This is a genomic window from Mesorhizobium sp. M0152 (assembly GCF_040322415.1).
Lineage (GTDB): Bacteria > Pseudomonadota > Alphaproteobacteria > Rhizobiales > Rhizobiaceae > Mesorhizobium.
Genome location: NZ_JAMYTH010000017.1, coordinates 12,951 through 37,127, shown reverse-complemented (window position 1 = coordinate 37,127; position 24,177 = coordinate 12,951). Strand labels below are relative to the sequence as shown.

The following is a 24,177-nucleotide window of genomic DNA, read 5'->3' as shown; positions in this document are numbered from 1 at the left end:
TTGCCCCTTATCAATCGACAAGCGCTGGAGTGCCAAAGGAATGGCCGGGAATTTCTCGTTCGATCAGTTGAAGAAAGCGGTCTCCAGCAGCGAGATCGACACGGTGCTGGCTTGCATCGTCGATATGCAGGGCCGGCTGGCGGGAAAACGGTTCCTGGCGCAGTACTTCGTCGATTCCGCGCATGACGAGACGCATGGCTGCAACTACCTGCTGGCCGCCGACATCGATATGGAGCCGGTGCCGGGCTACAAGGCGGCAAGCTGGTCGAAAGGCTATGGCGACTTCGTCATGAAGCCGGATCTCGCGACGCTGCGGCGCATTCCATGGCTGGAGAAGACGGCGCTGGTGATCTGCGACGTGCTCGACCATCACACGCATGACGACCTGCCGCACTCGCCGCGCGCCATCCTGAAGAAGCAGGTCAAGCGGCTGAGCGAGCGCGGCTATATCGGCTATTTCGCGTCCGAGCTCGAATTCTACCTGTTCAACGAGACCTACGATTCCGCCCGCAAGAAGCACTGGCAGGGCCTCGACACCGCCTCGCCCTATATTGGCGACTATCAGATCGGGATCACCACCAAGGAAGAAGGTGTCATGCGCCGGCTTCGCAACGAGATGGAAGCCGCAGGCATTCCGATCGAGAATTCCAAGGGCGAGTGGGGCCCGGGCCAGGAAGAGATCAATGTGCGCTATGCCGAGGCGCTCGATATGGCCGACCGCCACGTCATCCTGAAGAACGGCGCCAAGGAGATTGCCGAGTCCGAAGGCAAGTCGATTTCCTTCATGTCCAAGTACAATTATGGGCTGGCCGGCAATTCCAGCCACATCCATAATTCGCTGTGGAGCGCCGACGGCAAGACGCCGCTGTTCTTCGATAAGAATGCCGAATGGACGCTGTCGACGCTCGGCCAGCAATGGGCGGCCGGACAGTTGAAATACGCCAAGGAATTCACCTGGTTCCTGGCGCCGTACATCAACTCCTACAAGCGTTTCCAGGCCGGCACCTTCGCGCCGACCAAGATCATGTGGAGCGAGGATAACCGCACCGCCGGCTTCCGCCTGTGCGGCGAGGGCACCAAGGGCATCCGCATGGAATGCCGCATCGGCGGCGCCGACTTGAATCCGTATCTCGCTTTCGCGGCGCTGATCGCCGCCGGTCTTGCCGGCATCGACGAGAAGCTGGAGCTTCAGAAACCCTTCGTCGGCGATGCCTATCAGGCCTCCCGTTTGCCGGAAATTCCAAAAACGTTGCGCGATGCGACGGAGACGCTGACGAAGTCGAAGATGCTGAAGCAGGCGCTCGGCGAAGACGTGCTCGAACATTATGTCCACACCGCAAAATGGGAGCAGTTCGAATACGACCGCCGGATTACGGATTGGGAACTGCACAGGGGGTTCGAGCGGTATTAAGTTGACTTGCGAGCGTTGGCGCCGCCCCTCACGCTTACCCTCTCCCCGTGAAGAACGGGGAGAGGGGCTCGCCGGCGCTGGAGCGCTTCTCTTCTCCCCGTCACTATACGGGAAGAAGGTGCCGGCAGGCGGATGAGGGCAGCGCCAAGCCATGTGATTTTTCGATTGTACAGAAGTGCGAGGACTTAAACGATGGCCGAAACGGTCAAACTCAAATCCCCCGTCGATGGCTCGATCTATGCCGAGCGGCCGATAGCGACAGACCAGGCGGTCAATGCCGCCGTCGAACGCGCCAAGACGGCGCAGGAAAAGTGGGCCGAGACGCCGATCGTCGAACGCGGCAAGTACATGCTTGCGATGCTCGAAGCGCTGGTCGCGATGACCGACGAGATCGTGCCGGAGATCGCCTGGCAGATGGGGCGTCCGGTGCGTTACGGCGGTGAGTTCGGCGGCGTCAAGGAACGCACCAACTACATGGTCGAGATCGCCGAGGCGGCGCTCAGATCGGTGCCGGCCTCCAACCCGAAGGACGGGTTCCGACGCTATGTGAAGAAGGATCCACTCGGCGTGGTCATGGTGATCGCGCCGTGGAATTACCCCTACCTCACCGCGGTCAACACGATCGTGCCGGCGCTGATGGCCGGCAATGCCGTCATCCTCAAGCATGCGGCGCAGACGCTGCTGGTCGGCGAGCGTTTTCAACAGGCTTTCGACAGGGCCGGACTGCCCAAGGGCGTGTTCCAGAACGTCGTGCTCAATCATGTCCAGACCGAGAAGCTGCTTGGCTCCGGCAAGATCGATCACGTCAACTTCACCGGTTCGGTTGGCGGCGGCCGCGCCATAGAAAAGGCCGCGGCCGGCACGTTCATGACGCTCGGCCTGGAGCTTGGCGGCAAGGATCCGGCCTATGTACTGCCGGACGCCAAAATGGACCACGCCGTCGCCAATCTGGTCGATGGCGCGTTCTACAATTCCGGCCAGTGCTGCTGCGGCATCGAACGCGTCTATGTGCATGAAAAAGTCTATGACGAGTTCGTCGAGGGCTTCATCGCGGAGACCAGGAACTATGTCGTCGGCAATCCGCTGGACCAGGCGACGACGATGGGGCCGATGGCGCAGGCGCGTTTCGCCGACCTGATCCGCGAGCAGAAAGCCGAGGCGCTGCGCAAGGGCGCCACCGCGCACATCAACATGAAGGTGGCCAACGACCAGGCCGGCTCGCCCTATCTGGCGCCGGAGGTGCTGACCGGAGTCGACCATCAGATGAGCGTCATGCGCGAGGAAAGTTTTGGCCCTATCGTCGGCATCATGAAGGTGCGCGACGACGAGGAGGCGATCACGCTGATGAACGACAGTCCCTACGGGCTGACAGCCTCGATCTGGACGCGCGATACCGAGCATGCGGTGGCGATCGGCAACCGCGTCGAGACCGGCACGGTGTTCATGAACCGCTGCGACTATCTCGATCCGGCGCTTGTCTGGACCGGCGTCAAGGACACCGGCAAGGGGGCGGGCTTGTCCGCCATCGGCTATGACAATCTGACCAGGCCGAAATCATTCCATCTGCGCGAAGCGATCTGATCTGCCTGAACGCCGCTCAGAGGAGGGGCAATGTCCGAGATACAGCCGTCCACACCATCGTCTCGTCAGGGGCCAGAGGGTATTGGCGGCTACCTCATCGTGCCAATGCTTGGCCTCATTTTCATGCCGCTGGGTGGTCTGGTTCTGCTCGATCACCATATCGGCCTGTCCGAGTATTTTAGCCTACTAACTGGCGCGCAGCAGGTCTTCGTCGTGGCGGAGGTTTTCGGATATCTGGCGATCGCGGTCGCCTGCCCGCTGGGCTTGCTCGTTTTGCTGTTCGGCAAGAAGCGGGCCTTTCCACGCCTTTACATCGTCTGGGCCGCCGTCAGTCCCGTCTCTGTCCTGGCCGCTCTTGCCGCCGCGAGAATCCAAATTGGCGATATCTCTGAGGCGCAAGGCGTGGCTTTGTTCGATGCAGAGACGGCAAGGAGCGTTCAAAGGGCTATCGTTTATTCCGTGATCTGGATTCTATACATGCAGAAATCCCAGCGCGTTCAAAATACCTTCACCCAATAGTCTCCATCCCAACGTCCTGAAATCGAGAAGAAATGTCCAAGCTGTTCTCCAAATGGAACTACCCCACCACCGTCCGCTTCGGCGCCGGACGAATCAAGGAATTGCCCGAGGTGCTTGATGCCACCGGCATCAAGCGGCCGCTATTCGTCACCGATCCCGGACTGGCGAAATTGCCGGTCGTCGCGTCGACGCTGAAGATCCTCGACGATGCCAAAGTGTCCTACGGCGTTTTTTCCGAGGTGAAGCCGAACCCGGTCGACTCCAATCTTACCGCCGGCATCGCGGTGTTCAAGAAAGGCAAGCATGACGGCGTCATCGCCTTCGGCGGCGGCTCGGCGCTCGACCTCGGCAAGCTGATCGCCTTCCAGGCTGGACAGACGCGGCCGGTGTGGGATTTCGAGGATGTCGACGATTGGTGGACGCGTGCCGATTCGGATGCGATCGCGCCGATCATCGCGGTGCCGACCACGGCTGGAACCGGATCCGAAGTCGGCCGCGCCGGCGTCATCACCAATGAAGCGACGCACACCAAGAAGGTCATCTTCCATCCGAAGCTCCTGCCGGCGATCGTCATTGCCGATCCGGAACTGTCGGTCGGCATGCCGGGCTTCATCACCGCCGGCACCGGCATGGACGCACTCGCTCACTGCCTCGAGGCCTATTGTGCGCCGGGATATCACCCGATGGCCGACGGCATTGCGGTGGAAGGTATCCGGCTCGTCTTCGAGAACCTGCCGAAGGCCTATGCCAATGGCAGGGATCTTATCGCGCGCGCCCACATGATGAGCGCGGCGGCGATGGGCGCTGCGGCATTCCAGAAAGGGCTCGGCGCCATCCATTCGCTGTCGCACCCGGTCGGCGCGCTCTACGACACCCATCACGGCATGACCAATGCGGTGTTCATGCCCTATGTGCTGGCTTTCAACCGCGAGGCGATCGAGGACCGCATCGCGCGGCTCGCCGCCTATTGCGGCATCAAGGGCGGTTTCGATGGTTTCGCCAAGGCGATCATCAAGCTGCGCAAGGAATTGAAAGTGCCGCATGCTCTGCCGGGCCTGATCAAGGGGCTCGACATGGACAAGAAGCGCAAGGCGCTGATCGCCGACATGGCGGTGGTCGATCCGACAGCCGGCGGCAACCCGGTCAAGCTTACCAAGAAGGCGGTGCTCAGCCTGCTCGAAAACGCCATCGCCGGCACCGTGTGAGGCGATTTTCGGGGCCGAAAGTTGATCTGGAAAAAGGGGTACAAAAATAAGGGGAGGGGATGAAGGGCAAGGCACAAACTAATTAGCCGGAAAAACAATCGTGGGGCGATTGCTACGTCAAGTTAAAAAGAGTTTACTTTTCGCTCTGCGAGCAGCCGGTTTCACAAAGCTTTCATCCGGCTGTCACACGAAAACGATACCGCATCGCAGGCGTCCAACGGCGTCAGTTCAACGGAGAGAACACATGTTCAAATTCACGGGGAAAGTGCTTTCCCTTTCGGCCGCGGCGCTTTTCGCGTCGACGGTGATTTCGTCCGCGGCACCGCTGGACGATCTCGTCAAGGCCGCAAAGGCCGAAGGCCAGCTCACCACCATCGCTTTGCCGCATGACTGGTGTGGCTACGGCGACGTCATCGCCGGCTTCAAGGCGAAATATCCGGAAATCACCGTCAACGAACTCAACCCCGACGCCGGCTCCGGCGACGAGGTCGAGGCAATCAAGGCCAACAAGGACAATAAGGGCCCGCAGGCGCCCGACGTCATCGACGTCGGCCTGTCCTTCGGTCCGACCGCCAAGGCCGACGGCCTGTTGATGCCTTACAAGGTGTCGACCTGGGACTCGATCCCCGACAGCGCCAAGGATGCCGACGGCGCCTGGTACGGCGACTATTACGGCGTGCTCGCCTTCGAGGTTAACAAGGATCTGGTCAAGGAAGCACCCACCGACTGGGCCGATCTGCTGAAGCCGGAATTCGCCAACTCGGTCGCCCTTGCCGGCGATCCGCGCGCCTCGAACCAGGCGATCCAGGCCGTGTATGCCGCCGGTCTGTCGTCGGGTGCCGCCGCTGGCGAAGCCGCCGGCACCGCCGGCCTCGACTTCTTCAAGAAGCTCAACGCCGCCGGCAATTTCGTTCCGGTCATCGGCAAGACCGCGACGCTTGCCCAGGGCCAGACGCCGATCCTCGTCACCTGGGACTATAACGCGCTCTCCGGTCGCGATACGCTGAAGGGCAACCCGCCGGTCGACGTGATCGTGCCGAAGACCGGTGTCGTCGCCGGCGTCTATGTGCAGGCGATCAGTGCTTTCGCGCCGCATCCGAACGCGGCCAAGCTGTGGATGGAATATCTCTATTCCGACGAAGGCCAGATCGGCTGGCTGAAGGGCTATTGCCACCCGATCCGCTTCAACGATCTCGCCAAGAACGGCAACGTCCCGGCGGACGTGCTGGCCAAGCTGCCGCCAGCCGAGTCCTATGCGGCCGCGGTGTTCCCGACGCTCGACGAGCAGGGCAAGGCCAAGGAAACCATCACCAAGAACTGGGACGCCGTCGTCGGCGCCAACGTCAAGTAAGCTGTGAAATCGATCCGGGCGGCCGCAAGGTCGCCCGGATGTCCTCGAAGACGGTAGCCGGCGCATGACCGATCTCTCGCTTTCCAATCAGACCATGGCGGGGAAAGCCGCGCCTCCCGCCGAAGCGCGCAGTATCAGGCTGCCGACGCAATGGCTCGGCGTTGCGCCGTTCTTCATCTTCGCCATCATGTTCCTGATCCTGCCCACGCTCTACCTGATGCTGGGCGCATTCCAGAACGATGCCGGCGAATTCACGCTGGAAAACATAGCCGCGCTGTCGCAGGCAAATATCGTCGCCGCCTATTGGATATCGATCAAGGTCAGTCTGGCTTCGTCGCTGATCGGCGCCTTCGCGGGACTGGCCATCGCGATCGCCATCGTGCGCGGCGGTTTGCCCGAATGGATACGCTCGGGAACGCTGACCTTTTCGGGGGTGGCTTCAAATTTCGCCGGCGTACCGCTGGCCTTCGCCTTCATAGCCACGCTTGGCCGGCTCGGACTGGTTACCGTCCTGCTCAATACGCTGGTCAGCTTCAACATCTATGCCCATGGCTTCAACCTGCTGTCATTTTGGGGACTGACGCTCACCTATGTCTATTTCCAGATCCCGCTCATGGTGGTCATCATCGTGCCGGCGATCGACGGGCTGAAGAGAGAATGGGGCGAGGCGGCGGCGACGCTCGGCGCCACCCAGGCGCAGTACTGGCGCATGGTCGTGATACCCGTGCTGTGGCCGAGTTTTCTCGGCACCGTCATCCTGCTCTTCGCCAACGCCTTCGGCGCCATCGCCACCGCCTATGCGCTGACCGGCTCCTCGCTCAATATCGTGCCGATACTGCTCTATGCGCAGATACGCGGCGATGTGCTGCACAACGCCCATCTCGGCTATGCCATCGCCTTCGGCATGATCTTCATCACCGGGCTGGCCAACATCTTCTACATCTGGTTCCGGACACGCTCGGAGAGGTGGCTCAAATGAAGGCCGGCAGATTCTGGGCGTGGGTCGTCTTCCTCCTCGGTGCGGCTTATTTCTTTATACCGCTGATCGCGACGATCGAGTTTTCGCTGCGCATGCGCCGCGGCGTCTATTCCTTCGATGCCTACAAGGTCGTGCTTGGCGACAGCCAGTTCCAGACAACCTTCATGTATTCGGTGATCGTGGCGGTTTTCACCATCCTGCTCGGCGTGCTGATCGTTGTGCCTACCGCTTACTGGATCCGGCTGCGTTTGCCCCAGCTTCGGCCGGTGGTCGAGTTCATCACCTTGTTGCCGCTGGTCATACCGGCAATCGTCATCGTTTTCGGCTACATCAGAATGTACGGCTCGAATTCGCCACTGCCGTTCCTGTCGAACAATACCGCCACCAACGCGCTGCTGGTCATCGGCTACGCAGCGCTGGCGCTGCCCTACATGTACAGGGCCGTCGACACCGGACTGCGCACCATCGACGTGCGCACGCTGACCGAAGCGGCACAGATCCTCGGCGCCGGCTGGGGCACGATCGTCACCCGCGTGATACTGCCGAACGTGCTGATTGCGGTGCTGTCGGGTGCCTTCCTCACCTTCGCTATCGTTATTGGCGAGTTCACCATGGCGAGCCTGCTCAACCGGCCTGCCTTCGGGCCGTATCTCCAGAATCTGGTTGCCAACCGAGCTTACGAGCCGGCGGCGCTGTCCATCATCGCCTTCGTGATCACCTGGGGTTGCATGTCGCTCATCCAGGTGCTGTCGCGGTTCGCGCCGAAATCTGCTAACCGCCCAAACTGATCGCAAAGCACTGATCGAAAGAAAGAACATGGCCGAGCCATTCCTCTCCATCCAGCATGTGCGAAAGTCCTTCGGCGCCACCACCGTGGTGCAGGATTTCAACCTCGACGTGGAACCGGGCGAGTTCGTCTCTTTCCTGGGGCCGTCGGGTTGCGGCAAGACCACCGTGCTGCGCATGGTCGCCGGCTTCGAGGAGCCATCGGCGGGCAAGATCGTCGTCGCAGGCAAGGACATCACCAGGCTGAAGCCGAACCAGCGCAATATTGGCATGGTGTTCCAGGCTTACGCGCTGTTCCCCAACCTGACGGTGGCGCAGAATATCGCCTTCGGATTGAAGGTGGCAGGCATGCCCAGGGCCGATGCCGACAAACGCGTCGCCGAGATGCTCGATATCATCAAGCTGCCGCAGATGGGCGACCGCTATCCTTACCAGCTCTCCGGCGGACAGCAGCAGCGCATCGCGCTGGCCCGCGCCATCGCGCCGAAGCCGAAACTGCTCTTGCTGGACGAGCCGCTGTCGGCGCTCGACGCCAAGGTGCGCGTGTCGCTGCGCGAGGAAATCCGCTCGATCCAGAAGAAGCTCGGCATCACCACCATCTTCGTCACCCATGACCAGGAAGAGGCGCTGTCGATCTCGGACCGCATTGCCGTGATGTATGGCGGCAAGGCCGAACAGGTCGGCACGCCGTTCGAGATCTACAACCGGCCGGCGACCAAATTCGTCGCCAATTTCGTCGGCACGCTGAACGTGCTCGAAGGCACCGTCACCGATGTCGCGGCAGGCACGGTGCGCGTCAATTCCGAACAGGTCTCGCTGAAGGGCAAGCTCAACGGCTCGAAGGCCGGCGACACGCTGTCGCTGGCGCTGCGGCCGGAAGCCATTTCGCTCGGCCGCCAGCCCGGCCGTGACTCCAGTCTTTCAGGCGAAATATCAGAGGTGCATTTCCTCGGCTCGGTGATCCGGGTTCGCGTCGGCATCGGCGGCAACACGGTTTCGCTCGACACGTTCAACAGTCCGGCAACGCCGCCGCCGGCGGTTGGGGAAAAAGCGGAGATTTCGTTCTCGTCGGGCGACATGCTGGTTTTGCACTGAGCCGTGCCGATATTCAGATGAGGCCGGCCTGATCTGAATCTCAACACAACTGGCACATGAAGGATCAGCCCGGCGCGACGAAGGGCATACGGCAGTGTCCGGGGGCGGAGCTGACAGGCCCGTCGGGCGGAGTGGCTAAATCAACAGCTTACAGCCGGCTTGCCACTGCCGCCAGCGCCGCTTCACGGCTATAACAGGCCATGGCCCTGTTCGAACTGACGCTGGTTCTGCTGTTGATCGCCGTCGCGCTGACGGCATTGTCGCGTCGCGTGCAGGTTCCCTATCCGTCCTTGCTGGCACTGGCGGGCGCGGGCATCGCCTTCGTACCTGGCGTGCCGATTATAGAGATCGACCCGGAACTGGCGCTTGCATTGTTCATCGCGCCGGTTCTGCTCGATGCCGCCTATGACACATCCTTGCGTGACCTCAATCGTTATCGCGTACCGCTCGTGCTGCTGGCGCTCGGAGCCGTCCTCTTCACGACGATGGCAGTGGCGCTGGTCGGGTGGAAGATGGCAGGCCTGCCGGTCGCGGCCGCCATTGCGCTCGGCGCCATCGTTGCGCCACCCGACGCCGTCGCAGCCTCGGCCGTGCTCGGCCAGTTCAAGGTGCCGCACCGCATCACCGCTATCCTGCAAGGCGAAAGCCTGCTCAACGACGCGACCGCGCTGCTGATCTACCGCATCGCGGTGGGCGCGGCACTCGGCCCGGTCCTGCTGAGCAGTGCGGCGCCCATGATTGCGCTGTCGACGGTTGGAAGCCTTGTCGCGGGCTACGTGCTCGGCCGCTTGTCGCTTGCCACGCTCAGCCGCATCGAAGACGCCGCGAGCGGGACGGTGGTGCAGTTCGCAGGCACTTTCGGCGTCTGGATCCTGGCCGACAAGCTCGGACTTTCCGCCATCATCACCATAGTCGTCTACGCCATGACCATCGCGCAGACGGCGCCGCGCCGTATGTCGGCAAGAAAGCGCATCAGCTCCTACTCGGTCTGGGAAACCGCCGTCTTCGTGCTCAACGTGCTGGCTTTCGTGCTGATGGGCCTGCAGGCGCGGTCGATCGTGGAGCGGCTGACCGGCGCCGGGCAGACCAGCGCATTCCTGTTTGCCGCGGCGGTTCTGGCCGTCGTCATCGTTTCGCGTTTCGTCTGGGTGATGGGCTGCGGCGTGATCATCCGGCGGCTTGCCCGATCCGGGAACGCGGACCGGCAGAGGGATGCGCCCTCGGTCCGTGGCGGCGTGCTGATCAGCTGGTGCGGCATGCGCGGACTGGTGACGCTGGCGGCGGCGTTTGCCTTGCCGCAGGACTTTCCCGGGCGCGACCCGATCGTGCTCGCCGCATTCACCGTCGTCCTCGGCACACTGGTGCTGCAAGGCGTGAGCCTCAAGCCGCTGCTGCACATCCTCGATCTTGAGCCGGACGAGACGGTCGACCGGGAGGTTGCGCAGGCGCGTGTCGCCATCATGCAGGCCGCGCTCAATGTGTTGAGCCGCAAGACGTCGGATGCGGCGGCCGCGGTGCGGGAGCAATATGCCGCCCAGCGCACCATCGCCGAAAATCCCGAGGATGCCCAGGCAGCGACCGAGTATGACAGGCTGCGCCTCTATGCCATCAAGAGCCAGCGCGATCAGCTGGAGGAGCTGCGCCGAAACGGCACGATCGGCGACGAGGCCTATCACCGCCTGGAGGAGGAGATCGACTGGACGGAACTGGCGGCTTCGCCGGCCGGCCGGTTCCAACCGCTGACGACCTAGCCGCTGGCCTAGCTCCGCCATTCGCCCGGCACATTGCAACCGATCCGCCGAACCGCTACTGCCTTCGTCGAAATTGAGCCGGATAAGCAATGAAGCTGGTCAGCTACAACATCCAGTACGGGTTCGGCAGCGACGGCCGCTACGATCTTTCGCGCGCCGCGCGCATCGTTGACGGCGCCGACATCGTTGCGCTGCAGGAAGTCGAGCGGCACTGGCAGCGCAGCAATCATGACGACCAGCCAGAACTGCTTTCGCGGCTCTTGCCGGACTACCACTGGGTCTACGGGCCAGCCTTCGACATGGATGCCAGCGAGTGGCGCGACGGCCGCCTGGTCAACCGTCGCCGGCAGTTCGGCACCATGGTGCTGTCGAAGCTGCCGATCGTCTGGTCGCGGCTGCATTCGCTGCCGATGCGCCGCACGCTGCGGCCGCTCAATACCCGCAACGCGGCGCTCGAGTGCATGATCCGCACGCCGGCCGGCCCGGTGCGGGTGCTGTCGCTGCATCTCGCCCATATCGCGGCCGAGGAACGGCTGGAGCAGATAGACTATCTCTTGGCGCAGCACAGCCGGGCGCCGTTCGATGGCGGGCCGTGGAGCGGCGCCGATGACGAGCCGTCGCGCAACTGGACACACGGCGAGCCAGAACCGGAAAATCCGCTGGCGGCGATCTGGCTGGGCGATTTCAACATGGAGCCAGGCAGCGCCGAATACCGCCGCATCGTCGGCAACACGCCCTATCATCGCGGAGCGGCCTATCTCGACGGTTTCGTCGATGCTGCTGCTGTTGCCAGCGAGCCGAGCGGCGATTTCCATACCCATGTAAAGACCATCGACGGCCAGCTCGCAAAGCGTCGGCTCGACCATTGCTTCGTCGGCGGCATGTTCGCCGGGCGCGTTCGCTCGATCAGCGCCGACATCGGCGAGGTCGCGTCGGATCATTTCCCGTTGCGGGTCGATATCGACCTGGAAACGCCGGGCATCAGCACCATTCCCGGAGGCCGATGAGCCGCACATGACGCTCTTCGTCTTCTTCGCGGTGCTTGCCGCCGCCGCTATGCACGCGATCTGGAACGCGCTGGTCAAGGTCCATCTCGACCGCTTCCTGTCGATCACGCTGATGACGCTCGGCATGGGCACCGCCGCACTCATGGTGCTGCCCTTCGTCGAGGTGCCGCGGGCCGAGGTCTGGCCCTACATAATCGCCTCGGTGTTCTTTCACATGGGTTACCGCACGTTCCTGATCGGCGCCTACCGGGCCGGCGATTTCGCCCAGACCTATCCGCTGGCGCGCGGCACGGCGCCGCTGCTGGCAGCCCTTGGCGGCATGTTCGTCGTCGCCGAGGTTCCGGCGCCGCTTGCCATTCTGGGTATTTTCCTGTTGTCGGCCGGAACACTGGTGATGTCGTTTCGCGGCGGTGCGCATCTGGAAAGGCTGAATCTGCGCGCTGTCGGCTTCGCGTTGTGCACCTCGATCTTCATTGCCAGCTACACGCTGTCCGACGGCAGCGGCGCGCGGCTGGCCGCAACCGCGCAGAGCTATGCCGCCTGGCTGTTCATCTGCGATGCTTTTGGGGCCCTGGCGGTGTGCCTCGTCTTCCGTGGGCCGAAAGCGCTGCCGGTGCTGGCGCGGGACTGGAAAGCCGGGCTGTTCACCGGCGTGCTCAGCGGTGCCGCCTACTGGATCGTGATGTGGGCGATGACCAAGGCACCGATCGCCTCGGTGGCCTCGCTGCGCGAAACCTCGATCCTGTTCGCCATGGTGATCTCGGTCTTCGCGCTCGGCGAGAAGATGACAGGCTGGCGCGGCGCTGCCGCGCTCAGCATCGTCGCCGGTGTCGTGGCGCTCCGGCTGGGTTAGCTGCCGTCACCCGAGTACCGTCATCACCTGGCCGCGCCGTTCCGGACTGAAGCGGATGACGACGATGATGCAGATTGCGACCACGCCGGCAAAAAGCGCCAGCGCGTAGCCATAGCTGCCCCCAGCGGCTTCGGCGATGCCGGCCTGGTATGGGCCGCCATAGGACGCGGCGAGATTGCCGGCCTGGTAGATAAAGCCGGGCAAGGTCGCGCGCACGGATCCGGGTGAGAGCTCGTTGAGGTGCACCGGGATAACGCCCCAGGCACCCTGGACGGCCACCTGCATGACGAAGGCGCCGATGGCGAGCATGAAGGGGGTCGAGCTGTAGGCCCATAGCGGGATCGAAGGCAACGCGATCAGGCATGCGAGCGTAATGGCGTTGACGCGGCCGATCTTTTCGGACAACGCGCCGAACGCCAGGCCGCCGACGATGGCGCCGATGTTGGCGACGATCGTGATCCAGCTCACCGTCTGCGGATCGAAGCCATGCTGCTTCTTCAGGAAGGTCGGGTAGAGGTCCTGCGTGCCGTGGCTGAAGAAATTGAAGAACATCATCAGCACGACGGCGTAGAGCGCGATGCGCCAGTGCTTTTGCAGTGTCTCCAGCAGGCCCGGCCTGGCGGTCTCCCGCGCCTCGACGAAGGCCGGTGATTCCGGCACATGCGAGCGGATGAACAGCACGACCAGCGCCGGAACGAAGCTGAGCAGGAACATGGCGCGCCAGCCGATCGTGTAGCCGTAGATCGTCTGCTGGTAGAGCAAACCGTAGACCACCGCTGTCAGGAGGTAACCGGCCGGATAGCCGCATTGCAGGATGCCTGACACCATGCCGCGCGCGCTGGGCGGGATGGATTCCATGGCCAGTGAACTGCCAAGCCCCCATTCGCCGCCCATGGCGATGCCGAACAAGGCGCGCAGCGCCAGGAAGATCCCGAGATTGGGTGAGAACGCAGCCAGCGCCCCGATCACCGAGTAGCTGACGATGTTGAGCATGAGGATGGGCTTGCGCCCATATTTGTCGGCGAGCATGCCGAAGAAGAACGCGCCGATGAACCGCATCGCCAAAGTCAGGAACAGCGCCTTGGAAACTGCCGGGACGTCCGTCTGGAATTCAGTTGCAATATCCGTGAGCAGGAATGTCAGAAGGAAGAAATCAAAAGCGTCGAGCGTCCAGCCAAGAAATGAGGCGAGGACAGTTTTCTTCTGCTGGGTATTGAGGGTCAAGACAGTCCTCCCTTGCGACCCCCAAACGACGATATGCCGCCCAGCTGGCAAAAGAGAACAGCGATCAGCCGGCTTTCGAAAAACCGGCGGTCACTTTTTCGTAAGGTCGAGATCGAAAACCATCAGTCCATCGGTGCCACCTTCGAGTGCGGCGACCAGCCTGGCGCCGGCGCGCTGATGCGCTTCATGCGCCAGATAGGCGTCACGAGCGGCGGCATCGCGGAAGTCGATGGTGAAGCCGTGCGTAAAGCCGCGCGCGAACGGCTCCGGGCTGGCATTGGCGCTGAACTCGACTGTGTCCATGCCGTCGATCACCTGCCGCAGAGCCTCGAGATCGGCGTGGATCGCCGCACGCTCGGCGATGCTGGCATCCTTGCGGAATTTGACGAATACACAGTGCCTGATCATCTTCTCGTTCCTTCAAGCCGCGCGGTTGCCGGAAAACACCGCCGGCGGCAGCGGGTCGCGACCAAGCACCAAATCGGCGCCTTTTTCGCCGACCATGATGGTCGGCGCATTGGTGTTGGAGGAGGGCACGCGCGGCATCACCGAGGCGTCGCAGACGCGCAGCCCTTCGATGCCGCGCAGCCTGAGATCCGGCGTCACGACGGCCATCTCGTCATGGCCCATGCGACAGGTGCCGACGGGATGATGGTCGGTCTTGGAGCTTCGGCAGGCATAGTCGAACAGCTCGTCGTCGCTGGCGAGCGACGGGCCGGGCAGCACTTCGCGCAGCACGTAGGGGGCAAGCGCCTTCTGGCGCATGATCTCGCGCGCCAGCCGCAGTCCCTTGATCGACATGGCGCGGTCATAGGGATCGGACCAGTAGTTCGGATCGATCAGCGGATGGTCGGCCGGATCGCCGCTCTTCAGCCGCACCGTGCCGCGCGAGCGCGGCCGCAGGAAGGCCGAATTCAAGGTGACGCCGGGATTTTTCAGTTTCTCGACGCCGGCCTCGATGCCGGATCCCAAGCCGAGATGGAACTGGATGTCGGGCGAGGCGGCTGTGGGGTCGGCGTACCAGAATCCGCCGGTCTCGAACAGGCTCGAGGCGACCGGTCCGTTCTTGAAAAGCAGATATTGTAGCCCCGCCCAGGCCGTGCGGTGCAGCTTGGCGTAGTTGTCATAGGTGTGGTCGCCGGTGCATTCGGCGATGACGAACAGATCGAGATGGTCCTGCATGTTGGAGCCGACGCCGGGCAGGTCGTGAACCGGCGTAACGCCGACCGATTTCAGATGGTCGGCCGGGCCGATGCCCGACTGCATCAGCAGCTTCGGCGAGCCGATGGCGCCGGACGAGACGATCACCTCGCGTTCGGCGCGCAGGATTGTCTTCTCGCCGCCCGGTCTGTCGACGATTTCGACGCCGACGGCGCGGCCTTTCTCGACGACGATACGGGTCACCAGCACGTCGGTCCGGACAGTGAGATTCCTGCGGGCGCGGATCGGGTTGAGGTAGGCGACCGAGGCGGAGGAACGCCGGGCATCCTTCTGGGTCAGTTGGTAATAGCCGACGCCTTCTTGGGCAGCGCCGTTGAAATCCGGGTTGAAGGGAATGCCCATCTCCTGGCCGGCGCGGAAATAGGCCTCGCAGATCGGCAGCGGCGAAATCGGGTTCGACACGCCGAGCGGCCCCTGGTCGCCATGAAAGTCGTTGGCGTAGCGCTGGTTGTTCTCGGCGCGCTTGAAATAGGGCAGCACGTCGCGATAGCCCCAGCCGGTCAGGCCTTCTTCCTTCTCCCAGGCGTTGTAGTCGCGGGCATTGCCGCGCGTATAGATCTGGGCGTTGATGGAGGAGCCGCCGCCGACCACCTTGGCCTGCGTGTACCAGAAGACACGATCCCTCATGTGCCTCTGCGGCACCGTCGACCAGCCCCAGGACGCAATGCCCTTGGTCATCTTGGCGAAGCCCGCCGGCATATGGATATAAGGATGCCAGTCCTTGCCGCCGGCTTCCAGCAGCAACACGGAATTCATCGGATCCTCGCTCAGCCGGTTGGCCAGAACGCAGCCGGCCGGGCCGGCGCCCACGATGACGTAGTCGGTCATGACACTATCCACTTACAGCCGCGGCACGGAGAGCGCGCCGTCGACATTGATGATCGATCCGGTCGAAAAGCCGAGCCTGCCGGCGGCAAGCGTCGCCACCACAGCGCCGATGTCTGACGCTTCGCCCCAGCGTTTTGCCGGCACCAGGCCACCATCGATGAGCGCATCGTATTTGGCGGTCACGCCCGCCGTCATGTCGGTGCGGATGATGCCGGGCCGCAGCTCGAACACGCCGATATTTTCGGGGGCGAGCCTGAGCGCCAGGTTTTTCACCCACATCGAAAGCCCGGCTTTCGAGATGCAGTAATCCGGCCGCTCCGGCGAGGCCATTTCGGCGCTGACGGAGGTGATGGTGATGATCGACCGGGGATGATCGACCGGTAGAGCCAGCATCGCCTTGGCGACGGCCTGGCTGAGGAAGACCGTGCCGCGCAGGTTGATGCCCAGTATGCGGTCGAAATTTTCAGGCTTGAGCTCCAGCAGGTCGCCACGCACCACGGCGCCGACGCCGGCATTGTTGACCAGGCAGTCGATGCGTCCGAAGGCGCTGATCGCGGCTTCGACGAGTGGAGTGTGGCTTGCGAGATCGGCGATGTCGCAGCTGACATAGGCGAATTTTGCGTCGCGGGCGGCGATGTCGGCAGCAAGTTTGTCATCGGGGTTTTCAGCGAGGTCGGCGACCAGAATGTCGAAGCCGGCATCGGCAAGCGCCTCGGCACAGGCGAGCCCAATGCCGCGCGCGCCTCCGGTGACGATAGCAGCGGGGCGGGTCATTGGAGCGCAGCCTTGCGGATGTCGGCGCCGCCCCTCATCGCCCTGCCGGGCACTTCTCCCCGTATAGTGACGGGGAGAAGGATGCCTTCTTTCTTCTCCCCGTTTACGGGGAGAAGGTGCCGGTAGGCGGATGAGGGGCCGCGCAAGCCTGTCATAGCGCGCTCTTGCGAATATGCTCGGCCACCCTCAATGCCTGGGCGGCGATCGACAGCGCCGGGTTGACCGCAGCCGAGTTCGGCAAAAAACTGCCGTCGACGACGAACAGGTTCGGGTGGTCGAAGGCACGGCAGAACGGGTCGAGCGGCGCGGTGGCCGGGTCATCGCCCATCCTCACCGTGCCGCACTGGTGCGACGGCGTGCGCTTGTCGAAGGGGCGCGACAGCACGATCGGGTAGCCGCAGGCACGGAAGTTTTCGCGCATCACCTTGGTCAGCCCGTCGAGCGACTGCATGTTGGAGCGCCGCCACTGCATGACGGTGTCCTTGCCGTCGACCATGATGCGGCTCTCTGGATCAGGCAGGTCCTCGCACATCAGGTACCAATCGATGGCGTGGCCGGCCATGAAATCGAGCGCGAATTTCGGCGCGAACTTTATATTGGCCCTCAGCATGTTGCCATCGATCTTGCCGAGCAGCTGGACGTTGCCGAGCGGCTTGCCGCCCTTGCCGTCGGACAGATAATAGTCGTTGAGCATCAGCGTCTTCTGGTAGACGGCGTCGTTGCGGCGGCGCGGATCGATGGCCAGCATGGCGCTGGAATTGTGATTCATGAAATTGCGGCCGACCTGGTCGGAGCGGTTGGCAAGGCCTTTGCCGTCAGCAGAGGGCGAGCGCAGCAGGATGACGGCGGAATTGACCGCGCCGGCGGCGAGGATGACCAGCCTAGGCGACACTTTCTTCAGCGCGCCATTCTGCCGATAGTGGATGGCCGCTATGGTTTTGCCGTCGGGCGAGGCTTCGAGGTACTCGACATGGGCGCCGGTTTCGAGCCGGATGTTGGCGTCTGCCAGGGCTGCCGTCAGCGGCCCCGATTGCGCGTCGATCTTGCCGTGGCCGGTGTTGGGGAAAGCATCCCAACCGGTCTTGCCCTCCTTCAGCCAAGTGTCGATGTCGACGCCGAGCGGCAGTGAGGCCGGGTGCAGGCCGAGGCCCTTGAGTTCGGCGCGGGCGCGCGCGATCGGTGCCTCGTCGGGCACCGGCTCGAAGGCATAGGGAATAGAGTGGAACGGCTCGGTCGGATCCTCGCCGAGCGTGCCGCGCACGCGAAACAGCTGCTCGGCCCTGGAATACCAGGGCTCGAACTCCTCATACGAAAACGGCCAGGCCGGCGAGACGCCGCCAAAGTGCTCCATGGCGGAAAAGTCTTCTTTGCGGTAGCGGATCAGCACCGCGCCGTAGAATTTCGAATTGCCGCCGACATAGTAATAATTACCGGGATTGAAGGCCGCCCCGCCGGCTTCGCGCCACATCTCCTTCGGTCGATAATGGCCGTCGACGAAGATCGACCGCGTGTCGCGTGCGTGCGGCGTTGCAGGCAACGACTCGCCGCGTTCCAGCATCAGGATCGAGGCGCCGCTGCCGGCGAGGCCGGAAGCGATCGTTGCGCCGCCAATGCCGGAGCCGATGATGACGATGTCGGGGCTGGTCATGGCCTAGAGAATGCGGTTCTCGGTCGCCGGATCGAAGAACACCGCCTTGGTCAGGTTGAAGGCGAGCGGCGTGCTGGTGCCGGGCTGGATGTTGGCGTCGGCGCGCAACCGCGCCACCACGCCTTTGCCGCCGAGATTGGTGACGGCAAAGGTATCGGAGCCGGCCGGCTCGACGACCTCGATATGGCAATCGGCGGTGGCGATGTGCGAGGCGTTGCGCTCGGCACCTTCCGGATCGGTCAATGCTTCCGGGCGGACGCCGAAGATGATCGGCTTGCCCTTGAACGCCGCCAGCCCGGCCGGCGCATTGGCCATCGGCAGCGATATCGGCTGCCGCGCCTCGCGGTCGAGCACGACAGCCAGCCCGCCGCCATTGTCGCCGATCGTCGCTGGAATCAGGTTCATCGCCGGTGAGCCCATGAAATCGGCAACGAAGATATTGGCCGGGTTGTTGTAGATCTCGGCCGGCGTGCCGAACTGCTGCACCTCGCCGTCGCGCATGACGGCGATCTTGGTCGCCAGCGTCATCGCTTCGATCTGGTCGTGGGTGACGTAGACGATCGTCGTGCCGGTGGTCGCATGCAGGCGCTTGATCTCGATACGCATGTCGACGCGCAGCTTGGCGTCGAGGTTGGACAGCGGCTCGTCGAACAGGAACAGTTTCGGGTCGCGCACCAGTGCCCGGCCCATGGCGACGCGCTGGCGCTGGCCTCCGGACAACTGGCTCGGCTTGCGTTGCAGGAGATGGCCGATTTGCAAGACCTTGGCCACCTTGTCGATCGCCTTTTGGCGCTCTGCCGCCGGTACGCCGCGCATCTCCATGCCGAAGGCGATGTTGCCGGCCACGGTCATGTTCGGGTAGAGCGCATAGCTCTGGAACACCATGGCGATGTCGCGCTTGGACGGATGCAGATCGTTGATGGTGCGGCCGTCGACGCGTATTTCGCCCGACGTGATCGTCTCCAGCCCGGCAATGGTGTTGAGCAGCGTGGACTTGCCGCAGCCGGAGGGACCGACCAGCACCAGGAAGCCGCCTTTTTCCAGCTCCAGGTCGATCCCCTTGAGGATCTCGACGTGGCCGAAGCGCTTTCTCAAACCATCAATTTCCAGAAAAGCCATCGGATTATCCTTTGACGGCGCCAGCCATGAGACCGCGTACGAAGTAGCGGCCGGCGAGCACATAAACGAGAAGGGTGGGCAACGCAGCGATCATCGCGGCCGCCATGTTGACGTTGTATTCGACGACGCCGGTCGAGGTGTTGACGACGTTGTTGAGCGCCACCGTCATCGGCATGGAGTCACCGGTGCCGGCGTAGGCGGAAGCGAAGAGGAAGTCGTTCCAGATATTGGTGAACTGATAAATGACCGTGACGACGAAGATCGGCATCGAGTTCGGCAGCATGATGCGGCGAAAGATCTGGAAGAAGGAGGCGCCGTCGACCTGCGCCGCCTTGACCAGTTCCGTCGGGAACGCCTCGTAATAGTTGCGGAAGAACAGCGTGGTGAAACCGATGCCGTAGACGACGTGGACGAAGACGAGATTGACGGTCGGGTTGCCGAGGCCAAAGCTGGTTCCGACCGTGTTCTGCAGCGACACGCCGAAACGGCCAAGGCTGCCGAGGATCGTCGCCATCGGCAGCAGCACGGACTGGAACGGGATGAAGCAGGCGAACAGCATCAGCCCGAACACCAGCGTCGCGCCGCGAAAACGCCATTTGGTCAGCACGTAACCGTTGAGCGCGCCGAGCATGGTCGAGATCAACACGGCCGGAACCACCATCTTGATGGAGTTCCAGAAATAGCCCTTGATGCCGGCGCAGGTGAGCCCGACGCAGGTCTCGCCCCAGGCCTTCAGCCACGGATCGAACGTCGGCGCCTGGGGCAGCGCCAGCATGTTGCCGTTCTGGATCTCGTCCATGGTCTTGAACGAGGTGACCAGCATGACGAACAGCGGCATCAGGTAGAACAGCGCGAATAGCGTCAGCAGCCCGTAGATGACGATGCGGTTGACGACCTTGACGTTGAGGCCGCCGGTGGCCTGGCGGGCGGGAGTGGCGACAGAACTCATCGCGGCTTCTCCCTCAGTTCCGAATAGAGATAGGGCACGATGATGGCAACGATGGTCATGAGCATGATCACGGCGCTGGCCGAACCGACGGCCATTTCGTTGCGCTTGAACGTGTACTCGTACATGAAGTTGGACGGCAGCCAGGCCGAGCCGCCGGGGCCGCCGCTGGTCAGCGCCACGACCAGGTCATAGGATTTGATGGCGAGGTGGGCGAGCACGATGAAAGCCGACAGGAAGATCGGCCGCAGCAGCGGAATGACGATGCGGCGGTAGAGCTGGAAGGTGGTGGCACCATCGATCTGCGCCGCCTTCATGATCTCGCCGTCGATGCCGCGCAGGCCGGCCAGGAACATCGCCATGATGAAGCCGGAGGCCTGCCAGACGCCGGCGATAACCACCGTGTAGATGACGAAATCCTTGTTCTTGATCCAGTCGAAATGGAAGCTCGTCCAACCCCATTGATGCAGCGTCTGTTCGAGGCCGAGGCCGGGATCGAGAAACCATTTCCAGGCAACGCCGGTGACGATGAAGGACAGCGCCATCGGGTAGAGATAGATCGGACGCAGCACGCCTTCGCCGCGGATCTTCTGATCGAGCAGGATGGCCAGGAACAGGCCGAGCGCCAGGCAGATCAGGATGTAGAGAAAGCCGAAAATGCCCATATTGGTGATCGACGTGTACCAGCTCGATGGCGGGTCGGTGTCGAAGGTCCAGCCCCATAGCCGCTGATAGGCGCGCGCGCCCGTGATGGCGTAGGACGGGAAGGTCTTGGAATTGGTGAAGGACAGATAGATCGTCCACAGGATGAAGCCGTAGACGAAGACGATGGTGATGGCGAAGCTCGGCGCCAGCACGATCTTCGGCAGCGCATCCTGCAGGCGCGAACGCACCGAGGCGCGCGGATGGGCGTCATGCTCCGGCGTCAGCTTGATCTGGCTTGTCGCAACCGTACTCATAGGGCTCCTCCCGTCGACGCGCGGCCCACCAGGTTCGCGGACCGAAACCTTCCCCGCCGAAGCGGGGAAGGTGTTTTGCTGCGCGGCGCTTACTTGGCGTCGTCGATTGCCTTGACCAATTCGGTCACAGCCTCGTCCGAGGTCTTGATCTGGCCATGGACGAACTTCGAGACGACATCCTTGTAGGCGTTGGCGACAGCCGGAGGCGCGCCATAGCCCTGGGCGAGCGAACCGAACAGCGTGCCGCCTTCGTTGGCGTGCTTCAGGTCGGCCATGCCCTTCTTGCCGCAAGCGTCGAAATCAGTGTCCGGAACGTCGGTGCGGGCCGGAACCGATCCCTTGACGACATTGAACGCCGACTGGAAGCTCTTGGACAGGGTGGCGGTGGCCAACGCGATCTGGGCGGCCTTGCGGTCGTCCGGAACGTTGAACATGCCGAACATGTCGGAGTTGTAGATCACGGAGCCGTCGGTGCCCGGGAAGCGATAGCACAGGAAGTCGGTGCCGGGGGTCTTCTTGGCGGCGTGAAACTCACCCTTTGCCCAGTCGCCCATGACCTGCACCAGCGCATCGCCCTTGATGACCATGGCGGTGGCGAGATTCCAGTCGCGGCCGGAGAAATTCGGGTCGACATAGGTGACCAGCTTGGCAAGGTTGTCGAACGACTTCTTCATCGTGTCCGACTTGAGAGACTCGTCATCGAGGTCGTTGAAGGCCTTCTTGTAGAACTCGGGTCCGCCGGTCGACAGCACGACCGAGTCGAACATGGTGGCTTCCTGCCAGTTCTGGCCGCCGAGGGCGAGCGGGGTCACGCCTGCCGCCTTGGCCTTGTCGAGCAAGGCGACGAAGTCGTCGAAGGTCTTCGGCTCGATGCCGCCGATCTTGTCCATGACGGCCTTGTTGATCCACAGCCAGTTGACCGAGTGGACGTTGACCGGAGCCGCGACCCATTTGCCTTCGTAGACGGAGAATTTCTGCAGGGCCGCCGGAACGGATTTGTCCCAACCTTCCTTCTTGGCCGTTTCGGTCAGGTCGCCCATGACGCCGGCCGCGGCATAGTCGAGCACGGTGTAGCCGAGCATCTGCGAGGCAGTCGGGTAGTTGCCGGCCGCGACCATCGCCTTCAGCGCGGTCATGGCGGCATCGCCGCCACCACCGGCCACCGGCACGTCCTTCCAGGCATAGCCTTCCTTGGCGAGATCGCCCTTGAGAACGTTCAGAGCAGCCGCTTCGCCGCCCGATGTCCACCAATGCAGCATCTGGACTTCCTTGACGTCCTCGGCATGGGCCGCGAAAGCCAGGCCGGATGCGAGAGCCGTTCCGATAAGCAGTTTGCGCAACATGTACTTCCTCCCTTGTTGCATTACACGACCGGCGAAAGCCCGCCGGGTTCTTCCCAACTCAGCCGACCCACCATCCGGTGCGCTGGCCGCGATGAAACTGGATTGTCTTTTCCTCGGTATAATCCTCTACGGCGCGTTTGCCGAGTTCGCGTCCGAGGCCGGACTGCTTGTAGCCCCCGAAAGGCAGTTCGGGATAACCTTCCATGAACGTATTCACCCAAACCGTCCCCGAACGCACTCCACGCGCCACCGACATGCAGGTGTCGATGCTGGCGCTCCACACGCCCGCCGACAAACCATAGGGCGTGTCGTTGGCGATGTGCAACGCCTTTTCAATCGATTCAAAAGTCAGCACTGACAGTACTGGGCCGAACACTTCCTCGCGGGCGATGGCCATGTCCCCGGCCACGCCGCGGATGATCGTCGGGTCGAGATACTGGCCAGCATTGGAGGCCAGCCGCGTGCCCCCGCTATAGATGCTGCTGCCCTCGTTCTCGGCTGCCTTGATGTAACCCGTTACCTTGGCCAGGTGGTCCGACGAGATCATCGCGCCGACCTTGGTTCCGCTATCGAGCGGATCGCCGACCGTCACCCTGGCGGTGAGCGCCTTGACCGCGCTCAGAAAATCGTCGGCGATCGCCTCATGCACGATCAGCCGGCTGCCGGCATTGCAGCATTCGCCGGCATTGAAGAAGCCGCCGAAGACAGCCGCATCGGCGGCGGCCTCGAGGTCGGCATCGGGGAACACGATCTGCCCGTTCTTGCCGCCGAGTTCCATCGAGACTTTCTTCAGCGATTGCGCGGCGGAGGCCATCGTCATCTTCCCGACGCGGGTGGAACCGGTGAACGAGACCATCTCGACCAGCGGATGGCTGACCATCGGCGCGCCGACATCGGCGCCCAGGCCGGCGAGGACATTGACCACACCGGCGGGCAGCTCGGCCTCGATCAGGATGTCGCCGAGGACGAAGGTGGAGGCGGACGTCATTTCGCTCGGCTTGACCACCGCCGTGCAGCCGGCGGCGAGCGCGAAGGGCAGTTTCTGGCTGACGATCAGGAAGGGGAAATTCCACGGCGTGATGATCGAGACGACGCCGATCGGCTCGCGCAGCACGACGCCCAGCATGGCGTCGCCGAGATTGGCGTAGCTCTCGCCATGCAGCGTCCGGGCAAGCGAAGCGGCATAGCGCCAGATGTCGACGGCGCCGCCGATCTCGCCGCGCGCCTGGGCGATCGGCTTGCCGGATTCCAGCGCATCGAGCCGGGCGATGTCCTCCAGTCGCGCCTCGATCAGGTCGGCCACCTTGAGCAGTATCGCGGCACGCTCGGAAGCCTTCATGCGCGGCCAGGGGCCGGTTTCGAACGCCTTATGCGCGGCCTGCATCGCGGCATCGACGTCTGCCTCGCCGGCCTGTGCATAGCGCGAGACGGTGAAGCCGTGGCCAGGGCTTTTGCGCTCCAGCGTGCGGCCGTCGCGGGCATCGACATGTCTGCCGTCGATCAGCAGCCGATAGGTTTTCGGCGCCGTGGACGCTTCGGCGGGCATTGCGATGTTGAGAGGCGCGTTCATCTGCGTT

Annotated in this window: 21 protein-coding genes; 11 read left to right on the top strand and 10 right to left on the bottom strand. The window is 63.1% G+C overall.

Annotation, left to right across the window (positions count from 1 at the left end; genetic code table 11):
* Positions 1-40 precede the first annotated feature (40 nt).
* The 11 genes from NKJ26_RS18085 (at position 41) to NKJ26_RS18035 (ending at position 12,538) form a co-directional block, all read left to right on the top strand.
* Complete coding sequence (locus NKJ26_RS18085) at positions 41-1,411, top strand: glutamine synthetase family protein (RefSeq protein ID WP_352602118.1); 1,371 nt, start codon at positions 41-43, stop codon at positions 1,409-1,411.
* A gap of 192 nt (positions 1,412-1,603) precedes the next feature.
* The gene (locus NKJ26_RS18080) at positions 1,604-2,992 is read left to right on the top strand and encodes an aldehyde dehydrogenase family protein (RefSeq protein ID WP_352696380.1); all 1,389 of its coding nucleotides are present in this window, start codon (positions 1,604-1,606) and stop codon (positions 2,990-2,992) included.
* Between the two features lie 30 nt (positions 2,993-3,022).
* Positions 3,023-3,511, top strand: coding sequence for a DUF2569 domain-containing protein (locus NKJ26_RS18075; RefSeq protein WP_352696379.1), 489 nt, complete (start codon positions 3,023-3,025; stop codon positions 3,509-3,511).
* Between the two features lie 32 nt (positions 3,512-3,543).
* Complete coding sequence (locus NKJ26_RS18070) at positions 3,544-4,716, top strand: iron-containing alcohol dehydrogenase (protein ID WP_352696378.1); 1,173 nt, start codon at positions 3,544-3,546, stop codon at positions 4,714-4,716.
* 244 nt (positions 4,717-4,960) lie between these two features.
* On the top strand, positions 4,961-6,067 hold the full coding sequence (locus NKJ26_RS18065; protein WP_352696377.1) for an ABC transporter substrate-binding protein: 1,107 nt from the start codon (positions 4,961-4,963) through the stop codon (positions 6,065-6,067).
* 64 nt (positions 6,068-6,131) lie between these two features.
* Positions 6,132-7,046 carry an ABC transporter permease gene (locus NKJ26_RS18060; RefSeq protein WP_502903123.1) on the top strand — a complete coding sequence of 305 codons (915 nt, stop codon included), beginning with the start codon at positions 6,132-6,134 and terminating at the stop codon, positions 7,044-7,046.
* Positions 7,043-7,834, top strand: coding sequence for an ABC transporter permease (locus tag NKJ26_RS18055; protein ID WP_352602108.1), 792 nt, complete (start codon positions 7,043-7,045; stop codon positions 7,832-7,834). The genes NKJ26_RS18060 and NKJ26_RS18055 overlap by 4 nt, the downstream gene beginning before the upstream one ends.
* Before the next feature lie 28 nt (positions 7,835-7,862).
* Entirely contained in the window at positions 7,863-8,927 is a 1,065-nt protein-coding gene (locus NKJ26_RS18050) for an ABC transporter ATP-binding protein (RefSeq protein WP_352696376.1), read from the top strand.
* A gap of 200 nt (positions 8,928-9,127) precedes the next feature.
* Positions 9,128-10,678: a cation:proton antiporter gene (locus NKJ26_RS18045; protein ID WP_352602105.1), complete on the top strand. Its 1,551-nt coding sequence runs from the start codon at positions 9,128-9,130 to the stop codon at positions 10,676-10,678.
* Between the two features lie 89 nt (positions 10,679-10,767).
* Positions 10,768-11,685: an endonuclease/exonuclease/phosphatase family protein gene (locus NKJ26_RS18040; RefSeq protein ID WP_352602103.1), complete on the top strand. Its 918-nt coding sequence runs from the start codon at positions 10,768-10,770 to the stop codon at positions 11,683-11,685.
* 7 nt (positions 11,686-11,692) lie between these two features.
* Entirely contained in the window at positions 11,693-12,538 is an 846-nt protein-coding gene (locus NKJ26_RS18035) for an EamA family transporter (RefSeq protein ID WP_027024131.1), read from the top strand.
* Between the two features lie 6 nt (positions 12,539-12,544).
* Here NKJ26_RS18035 and NKJ26_RS18030 read toward each other — a convergent pair whose 3' ends face one another.
* The 10 genes from NKJ26_RS18030 to NKJ26_RS17985 form a co-directional block, all read right to left on the bottom strand.
* Positions 12,545-13,762, bottom strand: a complete 1,218-nt coding sequence (locus tag NKJ26_RS18030) for an MFS transporter (protein ID WP_352696375.1) — start codon at positions 13,760-13,762, stop codon at positions 12,545-12,547.
* 90 nt (positions 13,763-13,852) lie between these two features.
* Positions 13,853-14,170 carry a Dabb family protein gene (locus NKJ26_RS18025; RefSeq protein WP_352696374.1) on the bottom strand — a complete coding sequence of 106 codons (318 nt, stop codon included), beginning with the start codon at positions 14,168-14,170 and terminating at the stop codon, positions 13,853-13,855.
* A 12-nt stretch (positions 14,171-14,182) separates the two neighbouring features.
* A complete protein-coding gene (locus tag NKJ26_RS18020) occupies positions 14,183-15,811 on the bottom strand; it encodes a GMC family oxidoreductase (protein WP_352696373.1) in 1,629 nt (542 codons plus the stop codon).
* Between the two features lie 12 nt (positions 15,812-15,823).
* Complete coding sequence (locus NKJ26_RS18015) at positions 15,824-16,585, bottom strand: 3-ketoacyl-ACP reductase (protein ID WP_352602095.1); 762 nt, start codon at positions 16,583-16,585, stop codon at positions 15,824-15,826.
* A 151-nt stretch (positions 16,586-16,736) separates the two neighbouring features.
* The gene (locus NKJ26_RS18010; RefSeq protein WP_352696372.1) at positions 16,737-18,233 is read right to left on the bottom strand and encodes a GMC oxidoreductase; all 1,497 of its coding nucleotides are present in this window, start codon (positions 18,231-18,233) and stop codon (positions 16,737-16,739) included.
* 3 nt (positions 18,234-18,236) lie between these two features.
* Positions 18,237-19,352: an ABC transporter ATP-binding protein gene (locus NKJ26_RS18005; protein ID WP_352602091.1), complete on the bottom strand. Its 1,116-nt coding sequence runs from the start codon at positions 19,350-19,352 to the stop codon at positions 18,237-18,239.
* Between the two features lie 4 nt (positions 19,353-19,356).
* Positions 19,357-20,301 carry a carbohydrate ABC transporter permease gene (locus NKJ26_RS18000; protein ID WP_352602089.1) on the bottom strand — a complete coding sequence of 315 codons (945 nt, stop codon included), beginning with the start codon at positions 20,299-20,301 and terminating at the stop codon, positions 19,357-19,359.
* A complete protein-coding gene (locus tag NKJ26_RS17995) occupies positions 20,298-21,257 on the bottom strand; it encodes a carbohydrate ABC transporter permease (protein ID WP_352602087.1) in 960 nt (319 codons plus the stop codon). The genes NKJ26_RS18000 and NKJ26_RS17995 overlap by 4 nt, the downstream gene beginning before the upstream one ends.
* Positions 21,258-21,346: 89 nt before the next feature.
* The gene (locus NKJ26_RS17990; protein ID WP_352602085.1) at positions 21,347-22,600 is read right to left on the bottom strand and encodes an ABC transporter substrate-binding protein; all 1,254 of its coding nucleotides are present in this window, start codon (positions 22,598-22,600) and stop codon (positions 21,347-21,349) included.
* Positions 22,601-22,658: 58 nt separating this feature from the next.
* Positions 22,659-24,170, bottom strand: a complete 1,512-nt coding sequence (locus NKJ26_RS17985; RefSeq protein ID WP_352696371.1) for an aldehyde dehydrogenase family protein — start codon at positions 24,168-24,170, stop codon at positions 22,659-22,661.
* Between the last annotated feature and the right edge of the window lie 7 nt (positions 24,171-24,177).

What these genes read in the sequence shown, in the direction of transcription:
- NKJ26_RS18085 (WP_352602118.1), top strand. Translation starts at nt 41, where the DNA reads ATGGCCGGGAATTTCTCGTTCGATCAGTTGAAGAAAGCGGTCTCCAGC.
- NKJ26_RS18080 (WP_352696380.1), top strand. Translation starts at nt 1,604, where the DNA reads ATGGCCGAAACGGTCAAACTCAAATCCCCCGTCGATGGCTCGATCTAT.
- NKJ26_RS18075 (WP_352696379.1), top strand. Translation starts at nt 3,023, where the DNA reads ATGTCCGAGATACAGCCGTCCACACCATCGTCTCGTCAGGGGCCAGAG.
- NKJ26_RS18070 (WP_352696378.1), top strand. Translation starts at nt 3,544, where the DNA reads ATGTCCAAGCTGTTCTCCAAATGGAACTACCCCACCACCGTCCGCTTC.
- NKJ26_RS18065 (WP_352696377.1), top strand. Translation starts at nt 4,961, where the DNA reads ATGTTCAAATTCACGGGGAAAGTGCTTTCCCTTTCGGCCGCGGCGCTT.
- NKJ26_RS18060 (WP_502903123.1), top strand. Translation starts at nt 6,132, where the DNA reads ATGACCGATCTCTCGCTTTCCAATCAGACCATGGCGGGGAAAGCCGCG.
- NKJ26_RS18055 (WP_352602108.1), top strand. Translation starts at nt 7,043, where the DNA reads ATGAAGGCCGGCAGATTCTGGGCGTGGGTCGTCTTCCTCCTCGGTGCG.
- NKJ26_RS18050 (WP_352696376.1), top strand. Translation starts at nt 7,863, where the DNA reads ATGGCCGAGCCATTCCTCTCCATCCAGCATGTGCGAAAGTCCTTCGGC.
- NKJ26_RS18045 (WP_352602105.1), top strand. Translation starts at nt 9,128, where the DNA reads ATGGCCCTGTTCGAACTGACGCTGGTTCTGCTGTTGATCGCCGTCGCG.
- NKJ26_RS18040 (WP_352602103.1), top strand. Translation starts at nt 10,768, where the DNA reads ATGAAGCTGGTCAGCTACAACATCCAGTACGGGTTCGGCAGCGACGGC.
- NKJ26_RS18035 (WP_027024131.1), top strand. Translation starts at nt 11,693, where the DNA reads ATGACGCTCTTCGTCTTCTTCGCGGTGCTTGCCGCCGCCGCTATGCAC.
- NKJ26_RS18025 (WP_352696374.1), bottom strand. Translation starts at nt 14,170, where the DNA reads ATGATCAGGCACTGTGTATTCGTCAAATTCCGCAAGGATGCCAGCATC.
- NKJ26_RS18020 (WP_352696373.1), bottom strand. Translation starts at nt 15,811, where the DNA reads ATGACCGACTACGTCATCGTGGGCGCCGGCCCGGCCGGCTGCGTTCTG.
- NKJ26_RS18015 (WP_352602095.1), bottom strand. Translation starts at nt 16,585, where the DNA reads ATGACCCGCCCCGCTGCTATCGTCACCGGAGGCGCGCGCGGCATTGGG.
- NKJ26_RS18010 (WP_352696372.1), bottom strand. Translation starts at nt 18,233, where the DNA reads ATGACCAGCCCCGACATCGTCATCATCGGCTCCGGCATTGGCGGCGCA.
- NKJ26_RS18005 (WP_352602091.1), bottom strand. Translation starts at nt 19,352, where the DNA reads ATGGCTTTTCTGGAAATTGATGGTTTGAGAAAGCGCTTCGGCCACGTC.
- NKJ26_RS18000 (WP_352602089.1), bottom strand. Translation starts at nt 20,301, where the DNA reads ATGAGTTCTGTCGCCACTCCCGCCCGCCAGGCCACCGGCGGCCTCAAC.
- NKJ26_RS17995 (WP_352602087.1), bottom strand. Translation starts at nt 21,257, where the DNA reads ATGAGTACGGTTGCGACAAGCCAGATCAAGCTGACGCCGGAGCATGAC.
- NKJ26_RS17990 (WP_352602085.1), bottom strand. Translation starts at nt 22,600, where the DNA reads ATGTTGCGCAAACTGCTTATCGGAACGGCTCTCGCATCCGGCCTGGCT.
- NKJ26_RS17985 (WP_352696371.1), bottom strand. Translation starts at nt 24,170, where the DNA reads ATGAACGCGCCTCTCAACATCGCAATGCCCGCCGAAGCGTCCACGGCG.